Consider the following 25399-nt stretch of genomic DNA (forward strand, 5'->3'; position numbering starts at 1 on the left):
GATGATCAGTCGCGACATTGGATGTTACAACGGGATGTTGTCGTGCTTCTTCCAAGGGTTCTGCATGTCCTTGTTGCGCAGCATGCGCAGTGCCCGGGCAATGCGGCGGCGGGTCGAATGCGGCATGATCACCTCGTCGACATAGCCGCGTTCGGCGGCGACGAAGGGCGACAGGAAACGGTCCTCGTAAGCCTTTGTGTGAGCTGCGATCTTTTCGGCGTCGCCAATATCCTTGCGGTAGATGATCTCGACCGCGCCTCTCGCCCCCATCACCGCGATCTGCGCCGTCGGCCAGGCATAGTTCATATCGCCGCGCAGGTGCTTTGAGGCCATCACGTCATAGGCGCCGCCATAGGCTTTGCGGGTGATGACCGTGATTTTCGGCACGGTCGCCTCGGCGTAGGCAAACAGGAGTTTCGCGCCATGCTTGATCAGGCCGCCATATTCCTGCGCGGTGCCGGGCAGGAAGCCGGGGACGTCGACGAAGGTGACGATGGGAATGGAAAAACAGTCGCAGAAGCGCACAAAGCGCGCCGCCTTGCGGCTTGCGTCGGAATCGAGCACGCCGGCCAGCACCATCGGCTGGTTGGCGACGAAGCCGACGGTGCGGCCTTCGACGCGGCCGAAACCGGTGACGATGTTCTTGGCAAAGTTCTGCTGGATCTCGAAGAAATCGCCTTCATCGGCAACTTTGAGGATCAGCTCCTTGATGTCGTAAGGCTTGTTGGCGTTGTCTGGGATCAGCCGGTCGAGCGACAGATCATGGTCGGTGACCGACTGGTAGCACTCGATCTCAGGAAGCTCCGACGTATTTGACGCGGGCAAAAGGTCTACCAGCCGGCGCATCTGCAACAGCGCCTCGACGTCATTGTCGTAGGCGCCGTCGGCAATCGACGATTTGGTCGTGTGGACGGACGCGCCGCCAAGGCTCTCGGCCGTCACCGTCTCGTTGGTGACCGTTTTGACCACATCCGGCCCGGTGACGAACATGTAAGAGGTGTCGCGGACCATGAAGATGAAGTCGGTCATCGCAGGCGAATAGACGTCGCCGCCGGCGCAAGGGCCCATGATCACGGAAATCTGCGGAATGACGCCGGAGGCCAGCACATTGCGCTGAAAGATCTCGGCATAGCCGCCAAGCGCCGCCACGCCTTCCTGGATGCGGGCGCCGCCGGCGTCGTAGAGGCCGATGATCGGCGCGCGATTACGCAGCGCCATCTCCTGCACCTTGATGACCTTTTCGGCATGCGCCTCCGACAGCGAGCCGCCGAAGACGGTAAAGTCCTTGGCGAACAGATAGACCGGGCGGCCATTGACCGTGCCCCAACCAGTGACGACGCCATCGCCGGCGATCTTGGTTTTCTCCATGCCGAAATCGGTCGAGCGATGCTCGACATACATGTCGAACTCCTCGAACGAGCCTTCGTCGAGAAAGACCTCGATGCGTTCGCGCGCCGTCAGCTTGCCCTTCTTGTGCTGGGCGTCGATGCGGGCCTGGCCGCCGCCCATGCGGGCGATCTCGCGGCGGCGCTCGAGTTCCTTCAGCACGTCCTTCATCGCTCGGTCTCCAGAGATGGCAGCTGCATTTGTGGTAATGATGCCTGCAGGCGTGTGCAAGCGCCGCTTTCGGCCTCGATTATTGCGCTGCAACATGTGGCCCCTTGCATTCCGGAGCGAACTCAGCCATATGCAGCCCATAGGCGCTTGGGCCGGAGATTCCGGCCTTCTCGACAAATGAGACTGGTTGCGTCTGTTTTCCCTCTTTCCGGTATATCGGCCCCTCTTTCCGATACATCACGAAGTGGCGAAAGAGCCCCGTGGCATGATGGCTGCGGGCACGACAGCGCAGCCGAGTGGACGTTACCGTCCGCCCGCCTTGTCGTTCCATATCAAATTTTTCGACGGCAGGTTGCGCCCTGCCGCCATCGATGTTTGCGGCCAAGACCGCGTGAAAGAAGACTATTTTGACCAACGAAAACACCTCAGCCGGTAACGCGATCTCGACCGGCACCACTGCGGACCTTACCGGTTTCGCAGCTCTTGGGATCACCGGCGCGCTGCTCAAGGCGACGCATGGCGCCGGCTTCACCGAGCCGAAGCCGATCCAGACGCAGGCGATCCCGCCGCAGATGGAAGGCCGTGATATCTTCGGCATCGCCCAGACCGGCTCGGGCAAGACCGCTGCCTTCGCGCTGCCGATCCTGTCGAAGATCATCGCGCTCGGCACCAAGCGCCGGGCCAAGACCACTCGTGCGCTGATCCTGGCGCCGACGCGCGAACTCGCCGTCCAGATCGAGGACACCATCAAGATCCTCGCCAAGGGCGCGCATGTCTCGACCGCTCTCGTGCTTGGCGGCGTCTCGCGCTTCAGCCAGGTGAAGAAGGTTGCGCCCGGCGTCGACATCCTGATCGCCACGCCCGGCCGCCTGACCGACCTGGTGCGCGAGGGCGACCTCATTCTCTCCGACACCAAATGGCTGGTGCTGGACGAGGGTGACCGCATGCTCGACATGGGCTTCATCAACGACGTCAAGCGGATCGCCAAGGCGACCGCGCCCGACCGTCAGACGGTGCTGTTCTCGGCCACCATGCCCAACGAAATCGCCGAGCTGGCGAAGGGCCTGCTGAAGAACCCGATCCGCGTCGAAGTCGCGCCGCAGAGCACCGCGGCCGCCGAGATCGTGCAGGGCGTCGTCTTTGCCCGCACCAAGCAGAAGCGCCAGGTGCTGTCGACGATGCTCGCCGACGAGGCAATGAAGTCCGTCATCATCTTCTCGCGCACCAAACATGGCGCCGACCGGGTGACCAAGGACCTCGAACGCGACGGCTTCAAGGCCGCCGTCATCCACGGCAACAAGTCGCAGAACGCCCGCCAGAAGGCGCTCAACGATTTCCGCGAGGGCTCGGTGCGCATTCTCGTGGCGACCGATATCGCGGCGCGCGGCATCGACGTCCCCGGCATCAGCCATGTGGTGAATTTCGACCTGCCGGATGAGGCCGAAAGCTATGTCCACCGCATCGGCCGTACCGGCCGTAACGGCATGGACGGCATCGCCATCACGCTTTGCGATCCTTCCGAAAACAGCAAGCTGCGTCAGGTCGAGCGCATCATCCGCAGCAAGCTGCCGATCGTTGCCGACCATCTCGGCAGCCCGGATCCGGTGCGCAATCCGGCCGAAAAGAACGAGCGCTTCGAGCCCGCCAATGATCGCAACGACCGCAATGGCCGTCGCGACGGCAGGCGGCCCGGTGGCCAGAACAACGGCTTCGCCAAGAAGCGTTTTGGTGACAAGCCGGCCTTTGCGGGTGCAAGCGAGCGCAAGCCGGAAGGCGCCAAGGCCTTCAAGGGCAACAACAAGCGCCGCTTCGGCGGCAAGCGGCCCGCGGCGCGGGCTGCGTGATCAGACGAACCGGTCAGGCTCGTCGAGCCTGGCTTGATTGCTGACGATTGTATATGAGGACGGCCGGGGCAATGCTTCGGCCGTCCTTTTCGTTTAGGGCTGCCCGGTAATTGCCTTCACCCACACGACGATCCGCTGCGCCAGGAAAGCCGTGGTCGAGGGCGACAGCGCGTCGCCGGCAATGACGTGGTCGTCCGGATCGCCATTGTCGTCGACGGGCACCAGTTCATGCGGTGCGCCCCAGCGGCCGGCGATTTCGCGGGTGCGATCCTGGCGCACCACCTTGTCGGAATCCGAGAAGATGAACAGCGCCGGTATGGTTGCCTTCTCCACAGGCGCTGCGTAGGCAAGGTTGGTCAGCGCCGCCATCGGTAGCACGGCTGCCATTGGATATGTGTGGGTCCAGAGTTTCTCGTGCAGCGCGTTGCGGATCGGAAAGCTGCGCTCCTTGCCGCCGACGAACTCGGCGATCTGCCTGCCCCAGGGCATGGTCAGCAGCTCGGCGCCTGAAGCCCTGATGCCAAAATTCGGCGAGATGAATGCGATTGCAGCGACGCCGTCCGATGCGCCAGGCTCAGTCGCCGCCCATGCCGCCAGCGATCCACCGGTCGAGGTGCCGATGACGATCACCTTGTCGCCGATGGCCCGGCCGATGGCGAGCGCCTCCTCATAGTCGTTGATCCAGGCATTGACGCTGCCTTGCGCCATAGCAGCGCCGTCCTGCCCATGACCGGTGAGGCGGGTGTAGAAAAGGTTGGCGTCGAGTTGGTCGGCGACCTCGTCGGCCAGCGGGCGAACCTCGCCCTTCGATGCCGAAAAGCCATGGATATAGACGATCGCCAATGGCGTCCTGGCGTGAACCATCGGATCGGCCCAGATGATTTCTTTCTCGAGCCCGTCGCGGACGTTGGGCACGGCAGCCTCTTCACGCGCGATATATGCTTGCGGATCGTCGCCGATCACCTTGGGGTCGAAGCTGATTGTTGTGTCGACGGGAACGCGCGGACCAAGCAGGAAGGCCAGGACAAGGATGATGACGACGCCCAGCACCGCAAGCACGATCCGCCGCCCCATCTCAGACTCCATGACAATTCTAAAGCTATGGCGGCCGGTGCAGTCAGGCAACAGCCGGGGCTGTGGACAGCTATTCGTTCGGCGGCTTGCGGTCGAAATTCAGCGGCCGCCCTGTCCAGCGGGTCGCCGTGCTGATGAACCACCGGCAGACTGGCCTTGGCAGCAGTGCCAGCAACTTCAGCCCCCAGCTCAGCCGGTGAGGGAAGGTAACCTCGAAGCCGCCATGCTCGATGCCGCGCAGCAGGCGGCGCGAGGCGCGGTTGACCGGCATCAGCCCCGGCATCGGCAGCATGTTCTTTTCCGTCAGCGGGGTGTCGATGAAGCCCGGATTCATCACCTGGATCCGGACATTCATCTTGTCGAAATCGTATTTCAGCGACTCGGCTAGGATGTTGATCGCCGCCTTCGAGCCGCCATAGGCCGCCGTGGTCGGCCAGCCGAAATAGGCGGTAACCGATCCGACAAGCACGATATGGCCGCGCGCACGGATGCGCATGCGCTCCATGAGCGGGACGAGGCCATTGATGATACCGAAATAGTTGACCTCGAAGGTCTGGCGAAAGTCGCGGACCCTGAGGTCTTCGCCGGGCGTGGCGATGTAGTTGCCGGCGTTGAAGACGGCGAGCACGATCGGCCCGAGCTCCTTTTCAATCGCCGCCACCGTGCTTGCCATGCGCGGCTCATCGGTGACGTCGCAAGGGTAGGCGACGACACGTCCCGGCATCTGCGCCGTCTCGACGATGAGCGCGTCGAGTGGGTCGCCGTCGAGTGCGGTGACCGCGACGACAAAGCCCTTTGCCGCGAGGTCCTTTGCCAGCGCACGGCCGATGCCGCTGCTGCCGCCGGTTATCCAGGCGACGCCGTGCTTCGGGTTGGCCCGGTAAAGTGTCATTCTGCGCCCTGCCGATCTGTCATTAGTGCTCTAGCGGTGAAAAAATCGAATGAAAAGAGCGCTTTTCCGTACTGGTTGAAATGATCGTCATCGCGCGATGTCCGGCCGCGGGAGATTGCAGTGCCCGAAATGCGACTGGACCAGGCGAATTCTTGCCTTGAAACGCACGCTTCGGGTTTCTAGGGTCTCGCCGCAGCTACATAAGGAATCCCGGATGCCCCGTTCTGTGATCGAAGCGATCGGCAACACGCCCCTGATCCGCCTCAACAAGGCCTCGGAGCAGACCGGCTGCGAGATCCTGGGCAAGGCCGAGTTCATGAACCCCGGCCAGTCGGTCAAGGATCGCGCCGGCCTGTTCATCATCCGCGACGCCGAACAGCGCGGGCTGTTGAAGCCGGGCGGCGTCATCGTCGAGGGCACGGCAGGCAATACCGGCATCGGCCTGACGCTGGTCGCCAAGGCGCTGGGCTATCGCACAGTGATCGTCATTCCCGACACCCAGAGCCAGGAAAAGAAGGACACGATCAAGCTGCTTGGCGCCGAGCTGATCGAAGTGCCGGCGGTGCCTTACAAGAACCCCAACAATTACGTGAAACTGTCGGGGCGGTTGGCCGAGCAGATGGCGAGGTCGGAGCCGAACGGCGCGATCTGGGCCAACCAGTTCGACAACGTTGCCAATCGCGACGGCCATATCCGCACCACGGCGGAAGAAATCTGGACGCAGACCGGCGGCAAGGTCGACGGTTTCGTCTCGGCGGTGGGTTCGGGCGGAACGCTGGCCGGCGTCGCCTTCGGGCTGAAGGCCAGGAGCAGCAACGTCAAGATCGCACTCGCCGATCCGCTGGGTGCGGCGCTCTATTCCTTCTACACCAGTGGCGAATTGAAGTCCGACGGCAGCTCGATCACCGAAGGGATAGGGCAGGGGCGCATCACGGCAAATCTCGATGGGTTCACGCCGGACTTCTCGTTCCAGGTGCCGGACGAGGAAGCGCTGCCGATCGTCTTCGACCTGATCCAGGAAGAAGGCCTGTGCGTCGGCGGTTCGACCGGCATCAACATTGCCGGCGCGATACGGCTGGCGCGCGAGCTTGGCCCCGGCCACACCATCGTGACCATCCTTGCCGACTATGGCACGCGCTACCAGTCGAAGCTGTTCAACCCGGAATTCCTGCGCGAGAAGAACCTGCCGGTGCCGGGCTGGATGGATGAGCGCAGCACGATTTCGGTGCCGTATGAGAAGGTCGCCTGATGGCGCAAAGAACAGAAGCGCTGTTTCGCGACGACGCCTATCTCAGAGCGGCCGACGCCACTGTTGTCGCCATCAACGAGCGCGGCGGCATCATTCTCGACCGGACCATCTTCTATGCCACATCGGGCGGCCAGCCTGGCGATACCGGCACATTAGAGCGCGCCGACGGCAGCCGCATCGCCATTGCCGCCACCATCACCGGCGAGACCAAGGACGAGATCATCCATGTGCCGGCGCCGGAGCAACCGGCACCCGAGGTCGGCGAGCAGGTGAAACTCGCCATCGGCTGGGAGCGGCGGCATCTCCTGATGCGCATGCACGCAGCTTGCCATTTGCTCACCGTCGTCTGTCCGTTTCCGATTACCGGTGCCGCGGTTTCCGAAGATGACAGCCGCGTCGACTTCGACGCTCCCGATGCCGGCTTCACCAGGGAAGACGTCACCGCCGGGCTGTTGGAGCTGGTGCGAGCCGATCATCCGATCTTCATCAGGCTGATCACCGACGAGGAACTGGCAGCCAATCCTGGCCTGATGAAATCCAAGAATGTCCGGCCGCCCGCCGGCACCGGCAAGATCCGCCTGGTCTGCATCGGCGACAACGCTTCGATCGACAGCCAGCCCTGCGGCGGCACCCATGTCAAAAGCACCGGCGAAGTCGGTGAAATCCATATCGGCAAGATCGAGAAGAAGGGCCGCGAAAACCGGCGTTTTCGCATTCGCTTCGGACCAATGCCGGTGGCTTGAACGAACCATGATCCCGAAAAGTGGAAGCCGGTTTTCGGGGAAGATCATGGTCAACAGGAAGCAATGCTTCGCCAAGGCGGAGCAGGAGAAGAACAATGGCCGATGACAGCTCTTTCACCGTCGATGCGGACTGGTTGCAGAGCCGTCTTGGCGAGCCCGGCCTGACGATCGTCGATGCATCCTGGTATCTGCCGGCGCAGAAGCGCGATGCGCGCGCCGAGTATGAGGCTGCGCATATTCCGGGCGCGCGATTCTTCGATCATGATGCGGCCTCCGATCCTGATGCCAAGCTGCCGCACACGCTGCCCTCGCCACAGCATTTCGCGCAATATGTAGGCGCCATGGGAATTTCGGCCGACGACACCATTGTCGTCTATGACGGTCCGGGTTTCTTCTCGGCGCCGCGCGCCTGGTGGATGTTCCGCGTCATGGGCGTGTTCCAGGTCTATGTGCTCGACGGCGGCTTCGACCGCTGGAAGGCGGCGGGCCGGCCGGTGACGGCGGAGCCGACCAAGATCGCGCCGAATGTGTTTCATGCCGATTTCGATGCCGCTCGCGTCGCCAGCCTTGCCGACATGCGCCGCATCGTCGAGACTGGCGAGAGCCAGATTGCGGACGCCCGAGGCGCGGGCCGCTTCACCGGCGCCGAGCCAGAGCCCCGCGCGGGTGTTCGCTCCGGCCACATGCCCGGCGCGCACAATTTGCCTTATTCGGCGCTGTCACAGGACGGCGCGCTGTTGTCGAAGGACCAGTTGCGCAAGGCCGTTGAGGATGCCGGTATCGATCTGTCGAAACCGGTCGTCACCTCTTGCGGTTCCGGCATCACGGCGGCTGTCGTCACTCTGGCGCTGGAGACGCTCGGCCACACCGACAACCGGCTCTACGACGGCTCATGGACGGAATGGGGCGGGCTGGCAGACACGCCCGTGGTGACGGGCAAGGAATGATGGCGATGGAAAATGGCGCGCTGGACGACATCGAGGTTACGGTCACGTTTCTGGAAATGCATGTGCCGCCGGCCTATTCGCCGCCGTTGCCCTACAACAGGCAGATCGCGCTGCTCAGGACCAAGGACATTCCGCTGCATTTCTACCGCTATCTGATGGATCGGGTCGGACGCAAATGGCACTGGGTCAATGTGCTGAGGCTGGACGATGACGAGCTTGCCGCCGGCATCCACCGCGAGGACCGCGACATCAGGGTGCTTTATCTCGACGGCGCGCCGGCCGGGTTCTTCGACCTCAAGCCGCATTTGCCAGAGGAAGTCGAACTCGCCTATTTCGGCATGATGGAACATGCGACCGGGCAAGGCATTGGCCGTTGGTTCCTCGGTGCGGCGATCGCCGCAGCATGGTCGTATGGGCCGAAACGGGTGACGGTGCAGACCTGCACGCTCGACCATCCGGCTGCCTTGCCGCTCTACCAGAAGCTCGGTTTTGCGCCGGTGGCGCAAAAGAAGGAGACCGTGCATCCGCTGTCGTTCGCCGAGCGCTCGGCCAGCGTCATGCGGCCGTGACTTTCTCCGACTGAAGGCCGAACCGACCGTTCATGGCGAGGAATTCCTGCTCGTGCGGACCCAGGACGAGAACTGGCGCAGGCGCCGGGTGATGCTGCGCCGCTTCGACGATTTCATCCGCTGAGCCGGCGCGGGACCTGCCCAATGCCGAAGCAGTCCGGCCTGAGACTGGCCGGGCTGCTGACAGTTGACAGGAATCGGGTGGGAAGCACCTCGGCGGGGGCATAATTTCCGGTCAACCACACCGGAGATTTAGCCATGACCGTCCAGTTCAAAGCCTTGCCGACAGAAGATGTGAGAGCGCTGCAGCGCGGCGGGCCGGACGCCTACGGGCAAACGCCGGAGCGGAAGGTTTCAGATGGCGACGGGGTGCCGTGCCGGCATTGCCTGAGAAACGTCGCCGAAGGCGATGGCTATCTGATCATGGCCTATCGGCCGTTTCCGGCGTTGCAGCCTTACGCCGAGACAGGACCGATCTTCCTGCATGCGCAGGAATGCGAACGCGCAGCCGAGACAGAAGCGCTTCCAGAGATGCTTGAGAGCAGCGACTATATCGTGCGCGGCTATGGTGCGGATGACCGCATCGTCTATGGCAGCGGCGGCGTCATTCCGACTGGCGGCATTGCGGCGCGGGCAGAGACGCTGTTTGAGCGCGCTGACATCGCCTATGTCCACGTCCGCTCGGCGCGCAACAATTGTTATCAGTGCCGCATCGAGCGTTTCTGACAAAAAGATGCCCGCCGGTGGTCTGGCGGGCAGTTGGGAACCGTGTGACGGCTCGATCCGTCAAGTTGGCATCCCTGTCTGCGCATGCTTTTCGAATTGCGGATGTGAAGCACTTCACACAGCATCGCGATCCTCGCCGGCATGGCGACGCACGCCGATGGCGGTTGGGACTTGTCGTACTCCCGTCGCATTCTCTCGGTAAAAGACCAGCGTCGATGGATTGCCGACCGCGGATGAACCGGCGGGGATCTCGATGACCGAGGAAGCGGGGCTTTGGCTCCGCTTTTTTGATGTCCGCCAGCCTGTTCAATTCCGGCGCCAGGAATTTTGCGCAAAGAAAAAGCCCGCCGGAATTGACCGACGGGCCTTCGCCGTGTGTGTGTGCGGCGTTTAGTTGAATTTATACTTCGCGCCGACGCGAACGGTCTGGAAGGAAGGCTCGTCGGTGAGGAAGCCGCCCGAGCCGAAATCTTCTTTCTCATACTGCGAATAGCGGTATTCGAGACCAAGCGTCATGTTGCTGGAAACGGCCGTTTCCAGGCCGCCACCGACCGAGAAGCCGCTCGAACCCCAGTCGGTAATGTCGCCGCCAGGCGAAGCATGCAGGTCGAAATGCTGCCAGCTGTAACCGCCGAGGACATAGGCCAGCGTCGATTCGTTGACCTTGGCGCCGATGCGGGCCAGGGCATCGAAGCCATAGTCGGCATCGCCCTTAATGGAGCCGCCGAAGAGATCCAGCTTCGAGCGAATGCCGGAATAGCGGGCATCAAGCAGCACGCCGGCGACCCATCCGCCGAAATCATGGTCGTAACCGATGCTCGCCTCGCCGAACACGCCTTCGCCACCGATGCCATCCAACTCGAGGGCACCGCCCAGCGTCAGGTCATGTACCACCGTGCCGGCGCCAAGCGCGCCGCCGACATAGAAGCCGGCCCAGTTGTAGGTCGGAGCAGCAAACGAGGCCCCGCCGCCATTCTGGGCGCCGAAGCGGTAGTTGGCCGCGATGTGGAAGGTGTGGCTGGATGGCTCGACATCCAGAGAGGTTCCCGGGCCGCCAATAATGCCGAGGTCAGCCACCGAGTCGTCGCCATAGTTGGCGTAGCGGTACTCGGTCTTAATCGTCCAGTTGCCGCGCAGCACGGTTTCCATGCCAACGCCGACGACATAGCCGCCACGGTTCTCCGTGAAATCGAGACCGTCGGCAAAGCCCGAACCCTCGAGCTTGAAATGGTTCCAGGTGTAGCCGCCGAGCACATAGCCGAGCGTATCGGGGTTCAAGAGATAGCCGGCGCGCAAGCCGACGTCGAAGCCATAAGCGTTCGTCAGGTCGATATCAGCGCCCGGAAGGCTGATCGACGGACCGATATTCCCGATGTTGGCGTCGATGAAGCCGCCAAGCAGGAAGCGCTCGGAGACCATATAGTCGTAGCCGGCGGTGATTTCGCCAAACACGCCGTTGCCGCCGATCCCGTTGAAGTCGATCACCGGGTCGACGCTGATGCGATGCACGGTGGCGCCGAAGCCGCCGCCGATGCCGACATAGGCGCCGCTCCAGTTGAAACCGGCAGGTTCTTCCACTGGCTGCACAACATCGGCGGCATGCGCTACCGATATCAAAGCCATTGCCGAAACGGCCCCGAGAAGAACGGATTTAGCAGAGATGAACATTTTAGCCCCTTAGCATAAGAACAAACCCGTCCGTGTTCTAACAGGACGCTCGCCAATATTGGAATGACAAAAATGCCACATCGGCAGGCAAAAGCACCGCCAAGCCGGGCCGTTTCGCCGTGATGTTGCCTTAGAGCCCGCAATTTGTGAGCACGCGGCCAATAAAAAACCCGCCGGCGCAACCGGCGGGTGAGGGAGGCAGAACTGCTTGAGTCGATTAAGGCGTCTGGTCAGGCAGCCAGAACCACTTTCGGTTCGACCAGCTCATAGCCGAGTGCTTCGGCGACGGCGCGATTGGTGATCTTGCCCCTGTGGACATTGAGGCCGTTGCGCAAATGGTGGTCGTCGACCAGTGCCTTCAGGCCCTTGTCGGCCAGCTGCAGGCCATAATGCAGCGTCGCGTTGTTGAGCGCGTGCGCCGAGGTCACCGGCACGGCTCCCGGCATGTTGGCGACGCAGTAGTGGATCACGCCGTCGACCTCATAGGTCGGCTCGGCATGGGTAGTGGCGTGCGAGGTCTCGAAACAGCCGCCCTGGTCGATAGCGACGTCGACCAGCACCGAGCCTTTCTTCATGCCCGACAGCATTTCGCGGGTCACCAGCTTGGGTGCAGCAGCACCCGGGATGAGCACGGCGCCGACGACGATGTCGGCCGAGAAGCATTCTTCCTCAAGCGCCTCGACTGTGGAGTAGCGGGTGTGGACGCGGCCTGTAAAGAGGTCGTCCAGCTGGCGCAGGCGCGGGATCGAGCGGTCGATGATGGTGACGTCGGCGCCGAGGCCGACCGCCATGCGGGCGGCATGCAGGCCGACGACGCCGCCGCCGAGCACGGCGACCTTGCCGGGCAGTACGCCGGGCACGCCGCCGAGCAGCACGCCGCGGCCACCATTGGCCTTCTGCAGCGCGGTCGCGCCGGCCTGGATCGACAGGCGGCCGGCAACTTCCGACATCGGCGCCAAGAGCGGCAGGCCGCCGCGGTCGTCGGTTACGGTCTCATAGGCGATTGCGGTGACGCCGGACGCGAGCAGGCCCTTGGTCTGCTCCGGATCGGGGGCCAGGTGCAGATAGGTGTAGAGGATCTGACCGTCGCGCAGCTGCGCCCATTCGTTGGGCTGCGGCTCCTTGACCTTGACGATCATGTCCGACTTGGCGAACACGTCGGCGGCGGTCCTGGCGATGGTGGCGCCGGCGGCGCGGTAGGCATTGTCATCGGCGCCGATGCCGGCGCCGGCGCCGCTTTCGACCAGCACTTCATGGCCATGCGCGACATATTCGCGGACGGAGCCCGGCGTCAGGCCGACTCGGTATTCGTGGTTCTTGATTTCCTTGGGGCAGCCGACGTGCATAGTCTTCTCCTGATCCGGCCCTTCGGGCTCGTTCCCTGTATCAAGCGAGTGAACCACGAATCGTTGCGCAGGTGTTTGCGAATGCGCTTGCGCGGGGTCACGCGTTTCGATAATCGTTGCGCGAAATCAAGGAAGTTTCGCAGGAATCACGAGCAATGCCGCTCGACAGGATCGATATCGCCATTCTCGAGGCACTGCAGAAGGATGGCCGCATACCCAATGCGGCGCTCGCCGAAAGGGTCGGCCTGTCGCAGTCGGCCTGTTCGCGCCGGCTCGACAATCTGGAGAAATCCGGCACCATCCGCGGCTATCACGCCCGGCTTTCGAATGCAGCGCTCGGCCACCAGATGACGGCGATCGTGCACATATCGCTGTCGGGACAATTCGAAAAGACGCTGTCGGATTTCGAGGCGGCGATCAAGCGCTGCCCCAATGTGCTGTCCTGCCACCTGATGTCGGGCGAATACGACTATATCCTGCGCATCGCCGCCAAGGATCTGGTCGACTATGAGCGCATCCACAAGGAGTGGCTGTCGGCGATGCCGCACGTGACCAAGATCAATTCGTCGTTTGCCCTGCGCGAGATCGTCGATCGCACGGCGATGGGCATGAAGCCGGAACTGGCCTAGCCCTGAGCAGCCTCGGTCACCAGCCTATCCATCGGAATATCGTGCGGCTGCGGGTAGATGGTGGCTATGCGCTGCAGTTCGTAGCCGACGCCGATGACCAATGGCTTGAACGGCATGGCAGCCAGCGTGCGGTCGAAGAAGCCGCCGCCATAGCCCAGGCGGTAGTTTCGCGGGTCGATGCCGACGATCGGCGAGATGACGATGTCGGGCAGCACCGGGTCGCCTTCGGCGGGGATAGGGATGTTCCAGACGCCTTTTTCCAGCCGGTCGCCAGGCACATAAGCGCGGAAGATCAGCGGCTGGCCCTTCTCGATCACGATGGGCAGCGCCGTGCGGCCGCCGCGTTCGTTGATCGACGCCATCCACGGCCGCAGGTCCGGCTCGCCGCGAAACGGCCAATAGAGGCTGACCATGCGGCCGGCAATGTCGCCGATGGTCGCGTCGAGCCCTTCGGCGATAGCCCGCGACATCGCCACCCGCGCATCGGCGGAAACCGCCAACCGTGCCGCGATCAGACGCTCGCGCTCGGCCTTGCGCCAACGGCGCACATCGGTCCAGTCGGTCAATGGCGCGCGAAATTCCGGATCGAGTTCGTGCATGAAGCAAGGCGGCGAAGAATATTGCGCCCGCCCTTTGCGATCTTTGTCATCGTCGTTGGCCATGCTTCACTCCCGTGGTTCCAGCCCCTGCAAGGCTATACCCGTCCAGGCTTGCCGACATAGGCATTCGCGACATCCGGCGACGAGTCCTGGGCAGCCTTACGCGCGGCAGTCTAGCGCGCCGCGACATTGTTGCGGTGCACAAAAATCACTAGATAAAGAGAGACAAACAGGGGTGAATGCGATGAGTGAAACCAGCCATCATGTCGTTGTCGTCGGCGCAGGGTTCGGCGGTCTCTAACTCACCCGGGCGCTGGCCGGCGCACCCGTGCGCATCACCATGATCGACAAGCGCAACCATCACCTTTTCCAGCCGCTGCTTTACCAGGTGGCGACCACCTCGCTGGCGACCTCGGAAGTTGCCTGGCCGATCCGTCATCTGCTGCGCAAGCGCGAGGACGTGACGACCCTGCTCGGCAACGTCACCGGCGTCGACCGTCCAGGCAAACGCGTGCTGCTTGAGGACGGCAGTTCTGTTCCCTACGACACGCTGGTGCTCGCCACCGGCGCGCGTCATGCTTATTTCGGCCACGACGAATGGGAGCCTTTCGCGCCCGGGCTGAAGACGCTTGAAGACGCAACCACCATTCGGCGGCGCATCCTGCTCGCCTTCGAGCAGGCCGAGCGCGAGACCGATCCGGCCAAGCGCCAGGCACTGCTGACACTGGTCATCGTCGGCGGCGGCCCGACCGGCGTGGAGCTTGCCGGCACCATTGTCGAACTCGCGCATGAAACGCTGCGCGGCGAATTCCGCAACATCGACACGCGTGAGGCGCGTGTGGTGCTGGTCGAGGCCGGAGACAGGATCCTAGCCAATTTCGCGCCAAAGCTGTCCGACTATGCGCGCAAGGCGCTGGAGCGGCGGGGCGTCACGGTCGAGCTTGGCCGCGCCGTCACGCGCCTCGATGCCGAAGGCGTCGTCTTTGGCGATACGCATCTGCAGGCGCGAACCATCCTGTGGGCCGCCGGCGTGGCGGCTTCACCCGCGGGAGAGTGGCTGGGCGCGCCGGTGGACCGGGCGGGCAGGGTAATGGTCGAGCCCGATCTGACCGTGCCGAACAGTCCTGAAATCTTCGTCATCGGCGACACCGCGCATGTCTTGCGGCCGGACGGCAAACCGGTGCCCGGCGTGGCGCCCTCGGCCAAGCAGGAGGGCAAGCATGTCGCCGCGACGATCAGGGCGCGGCTGGCCGGCGATGGCGCGCCGCGGCCTTTCCGCTACAAACATGCCGGCGACCTGGCGACGATCGGCAAGTGGGCAGCCGCGATCGATTTCGGCTCGATCAAGCTCACGGGATGGCTTGCCTGGTGGCTGTGGGGCGTGGCGCATATCTACTTCCTGATCGGTTTCCGCAACCGGCTCTCGGTGTCGCTTATTTCACCGGCCAGCGCAGCGCGCGGCTGATCACCCAGGGCGACGATGACAAGGGCTGAGGTTCTCAACCGCGGCCAAGGATATTCATCCAGCCGTCACCTTTTGCTGATCGACTGACTTCCCGATGGACATGGCCGGTTTTCGGCGCGAAGCTTCCGCCCGGGGCTGGGATCTTGTCACGTCGCTGGGAAGGAAAACCAATGCCGCATCTCAATTACCCCGTCTCCCGCCGTAGTTTTCTTGCCGGTACGGCCGCCAGCGGGGCGCTGATCATGCTCCATCCGTTTTCCGCCCGCGCGCAGGCCAATCAGGCGCATCTGAGGATCATGGAGACCACCGACATCCATGTGAATGTGCTGCCTTACGACTACTACGCCGACAAAGCCAACGACACGATGGGCCTGTCACGGACGGCCTCACTGATCGCGGCGGTGCGCAAGGAAGCCACCAATGCGATGCTGATCGACAATGGCGATCTTTTGCAGGGCAATCCGATGGGCGATTACATCGCCTATGAGAAGGGCCTCAAGGAAGGCGATCTGCATCCGATCATGAAGGGCATGAACCTGCTGGGCTATGAATGCTCGACGCTCGGCAATCACGAGTTCAATTACGGCCTGTCGTTCCTCGACAAGGTGCTGGCCGGAGCCAATTTCCCCTTCGTCTGCGCCAATCTGATCCGCGGCACCGAGCTTGCCGCCAAACCGCGCGACGACAAGCTCTACCTCAAGCCCTATGTCATCCTCGACAAGAAGATCAAGGACGGGTCGGGCGCCGAGCAGCCGATCAAGATCGGCATCATCGGCTTTGTGCCGCCGCAGATCATGGTCTGGGACCTGAAGAACCTGGAAGGCAATGTCAGGACGCGCGACATCGTCGAGGCGGCCAGGGCATGGGTGCCGCAGATCAAGGAGGAGGGCGCCGACATCGTCATCGCGCTCTCGCATTCCGGCATCGATATCAAGCAGGGCGACGGCATGGAGAACGCCTCCTTCTTCGTCGCCGGCGTCGAAGGCATCGATGCGGTGTTCACCGGCCATCAGCATCTCGTCTTCCCCGGCAAGAAGGATTTTCAGGCGCTCGAAGGCGTCGACACCGAGAAAGGCACGCTGCAGGGCAAGCCCGCCGTGATGGGCGGTTTCTGGGGCTCGCATATGGGACTGATCGATCTGCTTCTGGAACGGGACGGATCGAAATGGCGCGTAGCCTCGGCCACATCGGAGGCAAGGCCGATCTACCAGCGCGTCGACAAGGCAAACAAGCCGACGGTGGCGGACGACCAGCGCGTCGTCGATGCGCTGAAGGCGGACCATGAGGCGACACTTGCCTATGTCCGCCGACCGGTCGGCAAGACCTCGGCGCCGCTCTATTCCTATTTCGCGCTGGTCGCCGACGATCCGTCGGTGCAGATCGTCAACCAGGCGCAGAGCTGGTACCTCAAGGACATATTGAAGAGCACGCAGTGGAAGGATGTGCCGCTGCTGTCGGCGGCAGCACCCTTCAAGGCCGGCGGGCGCAACGGCGCCGACTACTATACCGACGTGCCGGTGGGCGACATCGCCATCAAGAACGTCGCCGACCTCTATCTCTATCCGAACACGGTGCGCGCCGTCGAAATCACCGGCGCGCAAGTGAAGGAATGGCTGGAAATGTCGGCCGGCATTTTCAGGAAGATCGAGCCGGGCAAGGCCGACCAGGCGCTCATCGACACCGAATTCCCGTCCTACAATTTCGATGTGATCGATGGCGTCAGCTACGGAATAGACCTGTCGCAGCTGCCGAAATACGATGCCAAGGGTGGCGTCGCCAATGCCGGCTCGAACCGCATCGTCGGCCTCAGCTTCGACGGCAAGCCTATTGATCCGGCAGCGAAATTCGTCGTCGCCACCAACAATTACCGCGCCGGCGGTGGCGGCAATTTCCCCGACATCAATGCCTCGAAGATCATCTACGAGGCGCCTGACACCAACCGCGACGTGATCGTGCGCTACGTCGTCAGCGAAGGCACGATCAATCCCTCGGCCGACGACAATTGGTCGTTCACGCCGCTGCCCGGCACCAGCGTCGTGTTCGAGACCGGCCCCAAAGCGAAGGATTTTATATCGGGAGTGAAATCGCTCAAGATCGAGCCGGCCGGCGAGGGCGAATCCGGGTTTGCGAAGTATCGCATCCTGCTTTGAGGCAACGTGCAGCTAACAGGGAAAACGAGCGGGCATACGCCCGCTCAATCACGCTTCGGATCAGGCTTTGTAGACCACTTGGCGCACGTCGATGTAGCTGGCTCTAAAGCCGGCTTCGCAATAGTGGAGATAAAATTCCCAAAGCTTCTTGAAGCGGTCGTCGAAGCCGAGCGGGACGATCTTTTCCCACGACGCCCAGAAGCGGTTGCGCCATTCGGCAAGCGTGCGGGCATAGTCGTCCGGAAAGACGCGCTCGCGCAGATGGGCAAGGCCATGGTCGCTGCCCAGCGTCTTCAGGATCGACGGCGTCGGCAGCATGCCGCCTGGGAAGACATAGCGCTGGATGAAATCCGGCCTCGCCCGATAGGTGTCGTAGGCGGCCTCGTTGATGGTGATGATCTGCAGGCCGGCGGTGCCGCCGGGCCTCAAGCACGCCTTCATCTTGCCGAAAAATACCGGCCAATATTTTTCGCCGACCGCCTCGAACATCTCGATCGAGGCGATGCGGTCGTAAGTGCCCGTTTCGTCTCGGTAATCCTGCAGCTTGATGTCGACCTTGTCAGACAGTCCCGCCTTCTGGATGCGCGCCTTGGCGAAATCGTGCTGTTCGCGGCTGATGGTCAGGCCGGTGACGCGGCAGCCGATCTCGCGCGCGGCAAATTCGGCAAAACCGCCCCAGCCGCAGCCGATCTCGAGCACATGGTCCTTCTTGCCGATGCCGGTATCCTTGGCCAGCGCGCGGTATTTGGCGGCCTGAGCGCTTTCCAGGTCGTTGGCGCCGGTCGCATAGAGCGCCGACGAATAGGTCATGCTGGGATCGAGCCATTGCTTGTAGAAGGCGTTGCCGAGATCGTAATGCGCCGAGATGTTGCGCTTCGAGCCGGTGCGGGTGTTTTCGTTGAACCAGTGGCGGATGCGCTGGACCGTGTTGATGAGCCAGTTGGCGCCGCCGGCAATGCGTTCCCCAACGGCCGAGTTGACGACGAACAGTTCGAGGAAGCTGGTTACATCAGGGCTTTCCCAGTCGCCGTCCATGTAGGATTCGGCAACGCCGATGGTGCCGCCGGAAAAGGCACGGCCGGGCAGGCGCCAGTTCTTCAACACCAGCTCGGCATCCGGCCCGGGTCCGTTGCCGCCGACAAGCACCGCCCGGCCATCCGGCATCCTCACCTTCAGCGAACCGCGCGGCAATTTCATCGCCGCCGACAGCACCATGCGCGCCTTGGCCGGCAGGCCCTTGACCATCTCGGCGAAATTGAGTTCGTCCAGCCTGATGGCGTCGCCGAAGCCTTTGTATTCCCTGACAGCCATCTCACACCCCCCTGGACTTCCGCGGGGGCGGCGCAAGATCTGCCGGCCTCCACATCCTCCACTTTCATTCGCCATGCGCGAACGCCGTAGCCTGCGTGAATTTTCCCCACAATCTTCCATGGCATTGGCCGAAACTTCAAGAGGCAAGCTTCGTGCGGCGCTGGCCCAGCTTGCCGGCCTGAGGCCAGAATCCGCGGGAGAGCGCGGCCCTCGGCGAAATCGCTATGGTTACGAACAGCCACATACGTTAGTTTCAGCCATGCGTTATGTCATCGTCATCGTCGCCATCGCCTTTTTCCTGATCTGGGACGGCCTCTACAATCAGGGCCGCTATCTCGACACGACGGTCAGGGAGATGTCGCGCGTCGTGCGCTACGTCACCGGCAAAGCCTAGCTTTTTGCGCCTCTGCAAAGTCGCCTGCCGGCATTGCCGGGCGCGACATCGTGGCGGTTGACGCGACGGTCCCGCTCACACAAAACATGCCGCAAATCGAACGTGGAGGCAGGCGTGATCCGGCATATCGTTTTCTTCAGCGCGCGGCGCAAGGACGATGTCGAGGCCGTGCGCACGGGCTTGCTCACACTGGGCAAGATCCCGCATTCAAGCCTCTTCGAGGTGACGCTCAACACCAAGGTCGATCCGCTGTCGGATGCGATCGACGTGGTCGTCTATGCCGAGTTCGAGGACGATGCCGCGCTTGCCGCATACAAGGCGCACCCGCTCTATGCCGAGACGACCAGCCGGGTCAAACCCTTGCGCGAATTGCGCTATTCGGCCGATATCGTGGCGACGGCCTGATCGGGCCGGCAAGAGGCCTTGAACCAATTTCGGGAATGATGCACACCGCGCCGGCATGACCAGCACGACCCATCCGCTTGACCATCTGGTGCTGCCGACGGCGAGCCTCGCCGTGGCGCGGGCGCGGCTGACATCGCTTGGCTTCATCGTCGCGCCAACCGGCGTTCATCCCTTCGGCACCGAAAATTGCTGCGTCTTCCTTGCCGACGGCACCTATCTCGAACCGCTGGCGGTTGGGAATGAACAGGTGGCAGCGAGTGCGATCGCCGGCGGCAATGTCTTTGTCGCCCGCGACCGGCTCTATCGCGCCAGCCTGGGCGATGAGGGCTTTTCCGCCGTGGTGCTGGCCACCGATGATGCCGATGCGGATCATGCGCGCTATGTCTCGGCCGGTCTGTCGGCGGGGGACGTGCTGAGCTTTTCCCGCGCCTTCACCGACACGGCCGGAAAGAGCGACATGGCCTCGTTCAAACTGGCTTTCGCCGCCGGCGCCGAGACGATGGACGCCTTTCTGTTCGCTTGCGAGCGGATCAACGCCCCTCAAATCGACCGTACGGCACTGCAGGCCCATGCCAACGGCGTGACCGGCATTGCCGAAATCGTCGCGGTCAGCGACGCGCCTTCCACGCAGATCAGCCTGATCTCGACAGTGGTTGGCCCGGAGCAGCAGAGCAGCGCGGTCTTCGACCTGCCGAATGCGCGTCTGACCGTTCTGGATCCTGCGGCTTTCACCGCGCGCTTCGACATTCCGGCCGGTGCGCCGACAAGAGTTCGCTTCGCCGCGATTGTCTTTTCAGTCCGCAGTGTCGGCGCTGTCGCGAGGCTGCTTGCAGACAACGCCGTCGGGCACGATATAGCGGGCAACGAAATCGTCGTGCAGCCGGCATCCGGACAGGGCGCGGCTTTCATCTTCCGGGAGACCCCATGAGCAAGCCGCAAGGGCCCAATTCGCTGGCGCCGAATTCGTCGGTAACCGTCGGCAACGTCGTCTTCGACAACAGCGGGCCCTTGGCGTTGATCGCCGGCCCGTGCCAGTTCGAATCGCGCCAGCACGCTTTCGACATGGCCGGCGCGCTGAAGGAACTGAGCGGCAAGCTCGGCATCGGCCTCGTCTACAAGACCAGCTACGACAAGGCCAACCGCACCTCGCTGTCGGCAACGCGCGGCGCCGGCATGGACGCGGCGCTTCCGGTGTTCGACGAGTTGCGCAAGGAATTTTCGGTTCCCATTCTGACCGATGTCCACACCGAGGAGCAGTGCGCGATCGTCGCACACCATGTCGATGTGCTGCAGATTCCGGCGTTCCTGTCGCGCCAGACCGACATGCTGGTCGCCGCCGCCAAGACCGGCAAGGTGATCAACGTCAAGAAGGGGCAATTCCTGGCGCCTTGGGATATGAAGAACGTGGTGGCCAAGATCACCGGTTCGGGCAACCTCAATGTGCTGACCACCGAGCGCGGCGCGTCTTTCGGCTACAACACGCTGGTGTCGGACATGCGGGCCTTGCCTGTGATGGCCGAGATCGGCGCGCCGGTGATTTTCGACGCCACCCATTCGGTGCAGCAGCCAGGCGGGCAGGGCGGTTCCTCCGGTGGAGAGCGCCGCTTTGTCGAGACGCTGGCGCGGGCTGCCGTTGCCGTCGGCGTCGCCGGCGTGTTCATAGAGACCCACCAGGATCCCGACAATTCGACCTCCTCCGACGGGCCCAACATGCTGCCACTGAAGGACATGCCGGCGCTGCTCGAAAGACTGATGGCGTTCGACCGCATCGCCAAGAATGCTGCTGACCTGAACCGAGGCTGATGGTTTCGGCTATGGCGCGCGCGCTGCCCTGCTTGTGGAAGGCATAAGCCGGCTGTAGGCTCGCTGCTGCAAATGAGCGTCTTGGCAGGAGGAAGCCATGTCCGTCGCCCGCGTCACCGAAATCACGTCGTCGTCGAAAAAGAGCTTTCAGGACGCCATCGAGAAGGGGATTGAGCGCGCCTCAAAGACCCTGAAGAACGTCGAAGGCGCCTGGATCCAGGACCAGAAGATCGTCGTCGAGGACGGCAGGATCGCGGCCTATCGCGTCAACATGAAGGTGACGTTCATCCTCGCGGAGTAACCGCCCGCCGCTCGAAAAAACGGGAACTTTCGCCCGCGCCCCTCATTGTCAAAGTATCGATCAACGACATGAGGAGCAGCAGCCATGACCACCCAGACAGGCCACACCGAAGCCATCGCCGCTTCGCGCGTCATCGGCACGTCGGTCTACAACACCGAAGGCACGAGCATCGGCAGCATCGAGGACATCATGCTCGACAAGACGTCGAACGGCATCATGTTCGCGGTGATCGGGTTCGGTGGATTTCTCGGCATTGGCGAGAAGTATCACGCCATTCCGTGGGCGAGCCTCGACTATGACGAGGACAAGGGCGGCTATGTCGTGCCGTTCTCGAAGGAGCAGCTGAAGGCAGCACCCGCCTATTCGATCAATGAACTGGCCGGCGCCGATGGCGAGGCCGCACGTGATGCTTCCTATGATTACTACAAGGTCACGCCGTATTGGCATTGATCAGCTGCGCTGACGCCTGACGTGAAAAGGCCCCCGAAATTCCGAAACGGGGGCCTTTTCAGTGCAACCCAACAGTTTCTAAATTATTCTGCTGCGTAAAGCGTGGACAGCTGCGTCGCCGCCTTTGGCGGCTGCTGCGTATCGCACGACGTCAGGAACGCCGCCGCGATCAGGAACAAACTCACGATACCGCTCAACTCGGACATGGCGAAACTCCTCCTGTTTCGCCCCGCGCATCACCATCCTAGTCGACACAGAGATTGTTATCTCTGAATTATGATGACGTGGTGTTGTCGAACGTGATCCGAGGCATGCTCAGCCGAGGAGTCCGGCATTCTTGACCGCCTTGAAAACCTTCTCATGCCAGGCGATCCGATCCGCTTCGCCATTGGCCGGCGTGGTCGAATTGGCGTTGCCGACGTTGATCGCGCGCGAGATCTTTTTAATCAGGCCGGCATCGGCAAAGGCATTGCAGCCTGACCCTTTCCATTCGGCGCAAGCTGCGAGCAGCGAAATCTGTGGATCCTCGATCAGTTCAGGATGATTGGCGAGTTCAACCTTGGCGAGCTTGCCCTTGGCCGTGTACGCGTCGCGCCCGGTGGTCTGGAACGTACCGCCGCCGCGGAAATTGAAGCCGTCCAACGTTCCTTTCACATTGCCCATCCGCCCGCCATAGGCCCAGTCGCCCAGGGCTTGCGGCTTGCGCAGCAGGTTGTCCTCGATCCACTGATCGGTCTTGCCCGCGGCTCGCGACCTCCATGCTTTCCGGATTGCCGCCACGGTCGTGTAGGTCAGGGATTCGCGAATGAGGGTGAAGCCACCGGTTTCCATCGCCGCTTGAGCGAAGAAATGCATCAGCCGATCATAATTGTTGCACACGCCATGATCGCCAAGTGTCTTGAGGCCCTTGTCGGAGGTAAAGGCGCCGATGTAACCGTCATAGATTGTTCGCTTGGAACCGCTTGCCGGTCTCGGCGCGAATTTCTGGAAGACCGCTGCCGGCAAACCCTTGTTCGGATCGCCCGCAACCGCTTCGAGCACGCTCTCGACACTCTCGGTCGACAGCACCGGTTCGCCTTCGACGACCACCGAAGCATTGGGAATTCGCTTGCCGTTGCTTTTCGGGAAGCCACCGCCGGCAAAGGTTTTCAGATCGTCAATGAGGGCGATTACGCGTGTCCGGCTCTCCGTGAAATCCATGTCGGAAAGCGGACCACTCACCTTCTTCGTCGGGTTGATGCATCCGACGCTGGACAGGAAATTGACGCCCGGATGGATCAGGATTTCGGTGCGCTTGTTGGTCTTCAGCAGTTCGAGTCCAGGTTTGGGTGGCGTCTTGGCGCCAGTGTAGCCTATGGTCACATATTTGCCTCCGGCCTGTGTCGCCAGTGGATAGGTGCCGGGCTCGATGCGCCTGCCATTGTCTTCTTTGGAATTGTCGCCAGGGCCGCGAGATTCACACACGAACCCCGATAGACCCGTTACTGCCGTGCCGTTGTGGAAGACTTTATAGGTACCAACTGTCCTGCGTCGGGTGCCCCTCATATGCTCGACTTTGCGGCTAATAAGAAGTTCCCAGCCAGTGCCTGAAATCGCTGCCATTGCCGCCTCCCCAAAGAGTTCAAGTTTGTTGATTTCACTGTGGTCGCCAAATAGTTCGCGTTGTAGATGTGACGCTAACATCTTCGAATTCTCTGCATTGTGAAGTTTGTCACGTTGGCGGTAGCCTCTTTTGAAGCATCTGCTGGAGTTTGCGTGCCGCCTGGTATTTTGTGATAAGGGATTGCCGCAATCAAAGGGGAGGGGCACCCGCCCCATGCGGCGCCAGACATATGACGTCAGGGCGGGCTGTTTGCGTTCAGATGGCGTCGCCCATGCCCCACGGCCTGAGCGCATGGGGCGATCGTCACTATTATTTCATGCCATTCCTGATTGCCTTTTGCGGCACTTTGGCTAAGAGGGGCGCGACGCTTTCAATCGATCAATCGGGGACATCGCAATGACCGCCATCATCGACATTGTCGGGCGTGAAATCCTGGACAGCCGTGGAAATCCGACCGTCGAGGTCGACGTCGTTCTCGAAGACGGCTCAATGGGCCGCGCCGCGGTGCCGTCGGGCGCGTCGACCGGCGCGCATGAGGCCGTCGAACTGCGCGACGGTGGCGCCCGCTATCTCGGCAAGGGCGTGCTCAAGGCGGTCGAGGCCGTCAATGGCGAGCTGTTCGAGGCGATCGGCGGCATGCAAGCCGAAAACCAGATCCACATCGATCAGACCATGATCGAGCTCGACGGCACGCCCAACAAGAGCCGGCTCGGCGCCAACGCCATCCTCGGCGTCTCGCTGGCGGTCGCCAAGGCCGCGGCGGAAGCCGCCGGACTGCCGCTTTACCGCTATGTCGGCGGCACCAAGGCGCATTTGCTGCCGGTGCCCATGATGAACATCATCAATGGCGGCGCGCATGCCGACAATCCGATCGATTTCCAGGAATTCATGATCCTGCCGGTCGGCGCGCCGACTTTGCGCGAAGGCGTGCGCTGGGGCTCGGAAATCTTCCACACGCTGCGCAAGAAGCTCAAGGATGCCGGCCACAACACCAATGTCGGCGACGAAGGCGGCTTCGCGCCCAATCTGAAGAGTGCGCCGGTGGCGCTCGATTTCATCATGGAATCAATCGAGAAGGCCGGCTTCAAGCCGGGCGAAGAGATCGCGCTCGGTCTCGACTGTGCGGCGACCGAATTCTTCAAGGACGGCAATTACGTCTATGAGGGCGAGAAGAAGACCCGCGATCCGAAGGCGCAGGCCAAGTACCTGGCCAAGCTCGCCGCCGACTATCCGATCATCTCGATCGAGGACGGCCTGGCCGAGGACGACTGGGAGGGCTGGAAGTACCTGACCGATTTGATCGGCAACAAGACGCAGCTGGTTGGCGACGACCTCTTCGTCACCAACACGGCGCGGCTGCGCGACGGCATCCGCATGGGTGTCGCCAATTCGATCCTGGTCAAGGTCAACCAGATCGGCTCGCTTACCGAAACGCTCGACGCTGTCGAGACCGCGCATAAGGCAGGCTACACCGCAGTCATGTCGCACCGTTCGGGCGAAACCGAGGATTCGACCATCGCCGACCTCGCCGTCGCCACCAATTGCGGGCAGATCAAGACCGGTTCGCTGTCGCGCTCGGATCGCATGGCCAAGTACAACCAGCTGATCCGCATCGAGGAAGAGCTCGGCAAGCAGGCGCGCTACGCTGGCAAGTCGGTGGTCAAAGCCTAAATT

General features: G+C 62.4%; 24 protein-coding genes and 1 pseudogene. 16 read left to right on the forward strand and 9 right to left on the reverse strand.

Annotated elements, in window-relative coordinates; translation table 11 throughout:
- Positions 1 to 24: 24 nt before the first annotated feature.
- Positions 25 to 1557 carry an acyl-CoA carboxylase subunit beta gene (locus tag NKJ18_RS22600; protein ID WP_013531455.1) on the reverse strand — a complete coding sequence of 511 codons (1533 nt, stop codon included), beginning with the start codon at positions 1555 to 1557 and terminating at the stop codon, positions 25 to 27.
- A 407-nt stretch (positions 1558 to 1964) separates the two neighbouring features.
- On the opposite strand from NKJ18_RS22600, the gene NKJ18_RS22605 reads away from it, so the two are divergent.
- Positions 1965 to 3401 carry a DEAD/DEAH box helicase gene (locus NKJ18_RS22605; RefSeq protein WP_023672782.1) on the forward strand — a complete coding sequence of 479 codons (1437 nt, stop codon included), beginning with the start codon at positions 1965 to 1967 and terminating at the stop codon, positions 3399 to 3401.
- A gap of 93 nt (positions 3402 to 3494) precedes the next feature.
- Here NKJ18_RS22605 and NKJ18_RS22610 read toward each other — a convergent pair whose 3' ends face one another.
- Positions 3495 to 4475, reverse strand: a complete 981-nt coding sequence (locus NKJ18_RS22610; protein WP_352759726.1) for an alpha/beta hydrolase — start codon at positions 4473 to 4475, stop codon at positions 3495 to 3497.
- A 70-nt stretch (positions 4476 to 4545) separates the two neighbouring features.
- Positions 4546 to 5367: an SDR family oxidoreductase gene (locus NKJ18_RS22615; protein WP_023805244.1), complete on the reverse strand. Its 822-nt coding sequence runs from the start codon at positions 5365 to 5367 to the stop codon at positions 4546 to 4548.
- Positions 5368 to 5581: 214 nt separating this feature from the next.
- Here NKJ18_RS22615 and NKJ18_RS22620 point away from each other — a divergent pair, with 214 nt between their 5' ends.
- From NKJ18_RS22620 to NKJ18_RS22645, 5 genes are all read left to right on the forward strand, one after another.
- Positions 5582 to 6616, forward strand: a complete 1035-nt coding sequence (locus NKJ18_RS22620; protein ID WP_023738892.1) for a cysteine synthase A — start codon at positions 5582 to 5584, stop codon at positions 6614 to 6616.
- Positions 6616 to 7359 carry an alanyl-tRNA editing protein gene (locus tag NKJ18_RS22625; RefSeq protein ID WP_352759728.1) on the forward strand — a complete coding sequence of 248 codons (744 nt, stop codon included), beginning with the start codon at positions 6616 to 6618 and terminating at the stop codon, positions 7357 to 7359. The genes NKJ18_RS22620 and NKJ18_RS22625 overlap by 1 nt, the downstream gene beginning before the upstream one ends.
- Positions 7360 to 7454: 95 nt before the next feature.
- Positions 7455 to 8306, forward strand: a complete 852-nt coding sequence (gene sseA / locus NKJ18_RS22630; RefSeq protein ID WP_023734046.1) for a 3-mercaptopyruvate sulfurtransferase — start codon at positions 7455 to 7457, stop codon at positions 8304 to 8306.
- A gap of 5 nt (positions 8307 to 8311) precedes the next feature.
- Positions 8312 to 8875, forward strand: coding sequence for a GNAT family N-acetyltransferase (locus NKJ18_RS22635; protein WP_023682574.1), 564 nt, complete (start codon positions 8312 to 8314; stop codon positions 8873 to 8875).
- Positions 8876 to 9133: 258 nt separating this feature from the next.
- On the forward strand, positions 9134 to 9601 hold the full coding sequence (locus NKJ18_RS22645; RefSeq protein ID WP_023736671.1) for a DUF1203 domain-containing protein: 468 nt from the start codon (positions 9134 to 9136) through the stop codon (positions 9599 to 9601).
- A gap of 390 nt (positions 9602 to 9991) precedes the next feature.
- On the opposite strand, the gene NKJ18_RS22650 is transcribed toward NKJ18_RS22645, so the two are convergent.
- Positions 9992 to 11224: an outer membrane protein gene (locus NKJ18_RS22650; protein ID WP_352759730.1), complete on the reverse strand. Its 1233-nt coding sequence runs from the start codon at positions 11222 to 11224 to the stop codon at positions 9992 to 9994.
- A gap of 275 nt (positions 11225 to 11499) precedes the next feature.
- Complete coding sequence (gene ald, locus NKJ18_RS22655) at positions 11500 to 12615, reverse strand: alanine dehydrogenase (RefSeq protein ID WP_352759732.1); 1116 nt, start codon at positions 12613 to 12615, stop codon at positions 11500 to 11502.
- 155 nt (positions 12616 to 12770) lie between these two features.
- Between ald and NKJ18_RS22660 the strand changes: the two genes are divergently transcribed.
- The gene (locus NKJ18_RS22660; RefSeq protein WP_023668897.1) at positions 12771 to 13244 is read left to right on the forward strand and encodes an Lrp/AsnC family transcriptional regulator; all 474 of its coding nucleotides are present in this window, start codon (positions 12771 to 12773) and stop codon (positions 13242 to 13244) included.
- Here the strand turns inward: NKJ18_RS22660 and NKJ18_RS22665 are convergent.
- Positions 13241 to 13906: a 5-formyltetrahydrofolate cyclo-ligase gene (locus tag NKJ18_RS22665; RefSeq protein ID WP_023821346.1), complete on the reverse strand. Its 666-nt coding sequence runs from the start codon at positions 13904 to 13906 to the stop codon at positions 13241 to 13243. The genes NKJ18_RS22660 and NKJ18_RS22665 overlap by 4 nt on opposite strands.
- 181 nt (positions 13907 to 14087) lie before the next feature.
- On the opposite strand from NKJ18_RS22665, the pseudogene NKJ18_RS22670 reads away from it, so the two are divergent.
- Together NKJ18_RS22670 and NKJ18_RS22675 are read left to right on the forward strand one after the other, a co-directional pair.
- Positions 14088 to 15337, forward strand: a pseudogene (locus NKJ18_RS22670) (NAD(P)/FAD-dependent oxidoreductase).
- Between the two features lie 141 nt (positions 15338 to 15478).
- Complete coding sequence (locus NKJ18_RS22675; protein ID WP_023668903.1) at positions 15479 to 17458, forward strand: bifunctional 2',3'-cyclic-nucleotide 2'-phosphodiesterase/3'-nucleotidase; 1980 nt, start codon at positions 15479 to 15481, stop codon at positions 17456 to 17458.
- Between the two features lie 60 nt (positions 17459 to 17518).
- On the opposite strand, the gene NKJ18_RS22680 is transcribed toward NKJ18_RS22675, so the two are convergent.
- On the reverse strand, positions 17519 to 18769 hold the full coding sequence (locus NKJ18_RS22680; RefSeq protein WP_023688439.1) for an SAM-dependent methyltransferase: 1251 nt from the start codon (positions 18767 to 18769) through the stop codon (positions 17519 to 17521).
- A 259-nt stretch (positions 18770 to 19028) separates the two neighbouring features.
- Between NKJ18_RS22680 and NKJ18_RS22685 the strand changes: the two genes are divergently transcribed.
- From NKJ18_RS22685 to NKJ18_RS22710, 6 genes are all read left to right on the forward strand, one after another.
- Complete coding sequence (locus NKJ18_RS22685) at positions 19029 to 19163, forward strand: hypothetical protein (protein ID WP_023688440.1); 135 nt, start codon at positions 19029 to 19031, stop codon at positions 19161 to 19163.
- 114 nt (positions 19164 to 19277) lie between these two features.
- Positions 19278 to 19568, forward strand: a complete 291-nt coding sequence (locus NKJ18_RS22690) for a Dabb family protein (protein WP_023696086.1) — start codon at positions 19278 to 19280, stop codon at positions 19566 to 19568.
- 55 nt (positions 19569 to 19623) lie between these two features.
- On the forward strand, positions 19624 to 20496 hold the full coding sequence (locus tag NKJ18_RS22695) for a VOC family protein (RefSeq protein WP_352759735.1): 873 nt from the start codon (positions 19624 to 19626) through the stop codon (positions 20494 to 20496).
- Positions 20493 to 21371 carry a 3-deoxy-8-phosphooctulonate synthase gene (gene kdsA / locus NKJ18_RS22700; RefSeq protein ID WP_031199053.1) on the forward strand — a complete coding sequence of 293 codons (879 nt, stop codon included), beginning with the start codon at positions 20493 to 20495 and terminating at the stop codon, positions 21369 to 21371. The genes NKJ18_RS22695 and kdsA overlap by 4 nt, the downstream gene beginning before the upstream one ends.
- A 97-nt stretch (positions 21372 to 21468) precedes the next feature.
- Positions 21469 to 21672, forward strand: a complete 204-nt coding sequence (locus tag NKJ18_RS22705; protein ID WP_023668908.1) for a dodecin family protein — start codon at positions 21469 to 21471, stop codon at positions 21670 to 21672.
- An 84-nt stretch (positions 21673 to 21756) separates the two neighbouring features.
- Positions 21757 to 22122, forward strand: a complete 366-nt coding sequence (locus tag NKJ18_RS22710; protein WP_023668909.1) for a PRC-barrel domain-containing protein — start codon at positions 21757 to 21759, stop codon at positions 22120 to 22122.
- A gap of 83 nt (positions 22123 to 22205) precedes the next feature.
- On the opposite strand, the gene NKJ18_RS22715 is transcribed toward NKJ18_RS22710, so the two are convergent.
- On the reverse strand, positions 22206 to 22328 hold the full coding sequence (locus tag NKJ18_RS22715) for a hypothetical protein (RefSeq protein WP_023688444.1): 123 nt from the start codon (positions 22326 to 22328) through the stop codon (positions 22206 to 22208).
- 109 nt (positions 22329 to 22437) lie between these two features.
- Entirely contained in the window at positions 22438 to 24018 is a 1581-nt protein-coding gene (locus NKJ18_RS22720) for a glycoside hydrolase family 19 protein (protein ID WP_352759738.1), read from the reverse strand.
- A 103-nt stretch (positions 24019 to 24121) separates the two neighbouring features.
- On the opposite strand from NKJ18_RS22720, the gene eno reads away from it, so the two are divergent.
- A complete protein-coding gene (gene eno / locus NKJ18_RS22725; protein WP_352759741.1) occupies positions 24122 to 25396 on the forward strand; it encodes a phosphopyruvate hydratase in 1275 nt (424 codons plus the stop codon).
- Positions 25397 to 25399 lie beyond the last annotated feature (3 nt).

Source organism: Mesorhizobium sp. M0217 (assembly GCF_040321955.1).
Lineage (GTDB): Bacteria > Pseudomonadota > Alphaproteobacteria > Rhizobiales > Rhizobiaceae > Mesorhizobium.

Excerpts from the sequence above, each read along its gene's own strand:
- NKJ18_RS22635 (WP_023682574.1), top strand. The coding sequence starts at position 8,312 with ATGGAAAATGGCGCGCTGGACGACATCGAGGTTACGGTCACGTTTCTG.
- NKJ18_RS22720 (WP_352759738.1), bottom strand. The coding sequence starts at position 24,018 with ATGCGCTCAGGCCGTGGGGCATGGGCGACGCCATCTGAACGCAAACAG.
- kdsA (WP_031199053.1), top strand. The coding sequence starts at position 20,493 with ATGAGCAAGCCGCAAGGGCCCAATTCGCTGGCGCCGAATTCGTCGGTA.
- NKJ18_RS22650 (WP_352759730.1), bottom strand. The coding sequence starts at position 11,224 with ATGGCTTTGATATCGGTAGCGCATGCCGCCGATGTTGTGCAGCCAGTG.
- NKJ18_RS22645 (WP_023736671.1), top strand. The coding sequence starts at position 9,134 with ATGACCGTCCAGTTCAAAGCCTTGCCGACAGAAGATGTGAGAGCGCTG.
- NKJ18_RS22715 (WP_023688444.1), bottom strand. The coding sequence starts at position 22,328 with ATGTCCGAGTTGAGCGGTATCGTGAGTTTGTTCCTGATCGCGGCGGCG.
- sseA (WP_023734046.1), top strand. The coding sequence starts at position 7,455 with ATGGCCGATGACAGCTCTTTCACCGTCGATGCGGACTGGTTGCAGAGC.
- NKJ18_RS22620 (WP_023738892.1), top strand. The coding sequence starts at position 5,582 with ATGCCCCGTTCTGTGATCGAAGCGATCGGCAACACGCCCCTGATCCGC.
- NKJ18_RS22600 (WP_013531455.1), bottom strand. The coding sequence starts at position 1,557 with ATGAAGGACGTGCTGAAGGAACTCGAGCGCCGCCGCGAGATCGCCCGC.
- NKJ18_RS22705 (WP_023668908.1), top strand. The coding sequence starts at position 21,469 with ATGTCCGTCGCCCGCGTCACCGAAATCACGTCGTCGTCGAAAAAGAGC.
- eno (WP_352759741.1), top strand. The coding sequence starts at position 24,122 with ATGACCGCCATCATCGACATTGTCGGGCGTGAAATCCTGGACAGCCGT.
- NKJ18_RS22685 (WP_023688440.1), top strand. The coding sequence starts at position 19,029 with ATGCGTTATGTCATCGTCATCGTCGCCATCGCCTTTTTCCTGATCTGG.
- NKJ18_RS22610 (WP_352759726.1), bottom strand. The coding sequence starts at position 4,475 with ATGGGGCGGCGGATCGTGCTTGCGGTGCTGGGCGTCGTCATCATCCTT.
- NKJ18_RS22675 (WP_023668903.1), top strand. The coding sequence starts at position 15,479 with ATGCCGCATCTCAATTACCCCGTCTCCCGCCGTAGTTTTCTTGCCGGT.
- ald (WP_352759732.1), bottom strand. The coding sequence starts at position 12,615 with ATGCACGTCGGCTGCCCCAAGGAAATCAAGAACCACGAATACCGAGTC.
- NKJ18_RS22625 (WP_352759728.1), top strand. The coding sequence starts at position 6,616 with ATGGCGCAAAGAACAGAAGCGCTGTTTCGCGACGACGCCTATCTCAGA.
- NKJ18_RS22680 (WP_023688439.1), bottom strand. The coding sequence starts at position 18,769 with ATGGCTGTCAGGGAATACAAAGGCTTCGGCGACGCCATCAGGCTGGAC.
- NKJ18_RS22665 (WP_023821346.1), bottom strand. The coding sequence starts at position 13,906 with ATGGCCAACGACGATGACAAAGATCGCAAAGGGCGGGCGCAATATTCT.
- NKJ18_RS22695 (WP_352759735.1), top strand. The coding sequence starts at position 19,624 with ATGACCAGCACGACCCATCCGCTTGACCATCTGGTGCTGCCGACGGCG.
- NKJ18_RS22615 (WP_023805244.1), bottom strand. The coding sequence starts at position 5,367 with ATGACACTTTACCGGGCCAACCCGAAGCACGGCGTCGCCTGGATAACC.
- NKJ18_RS22710 (WP_023668909.1), top strand. The coding sequence starts at position 21,757 with ATGACCACCCAGACAGGCCACACCGAAGCCATCGCCGCTTCGCGCGTC.
- NKJ18_RS22660 (WP_023668897.1), top strand. The coding sequence starts at position 12,771 with ATGCCGCTCGACAGGATCGATATCGCCATTCTCGAGGCACTGCAGAAG.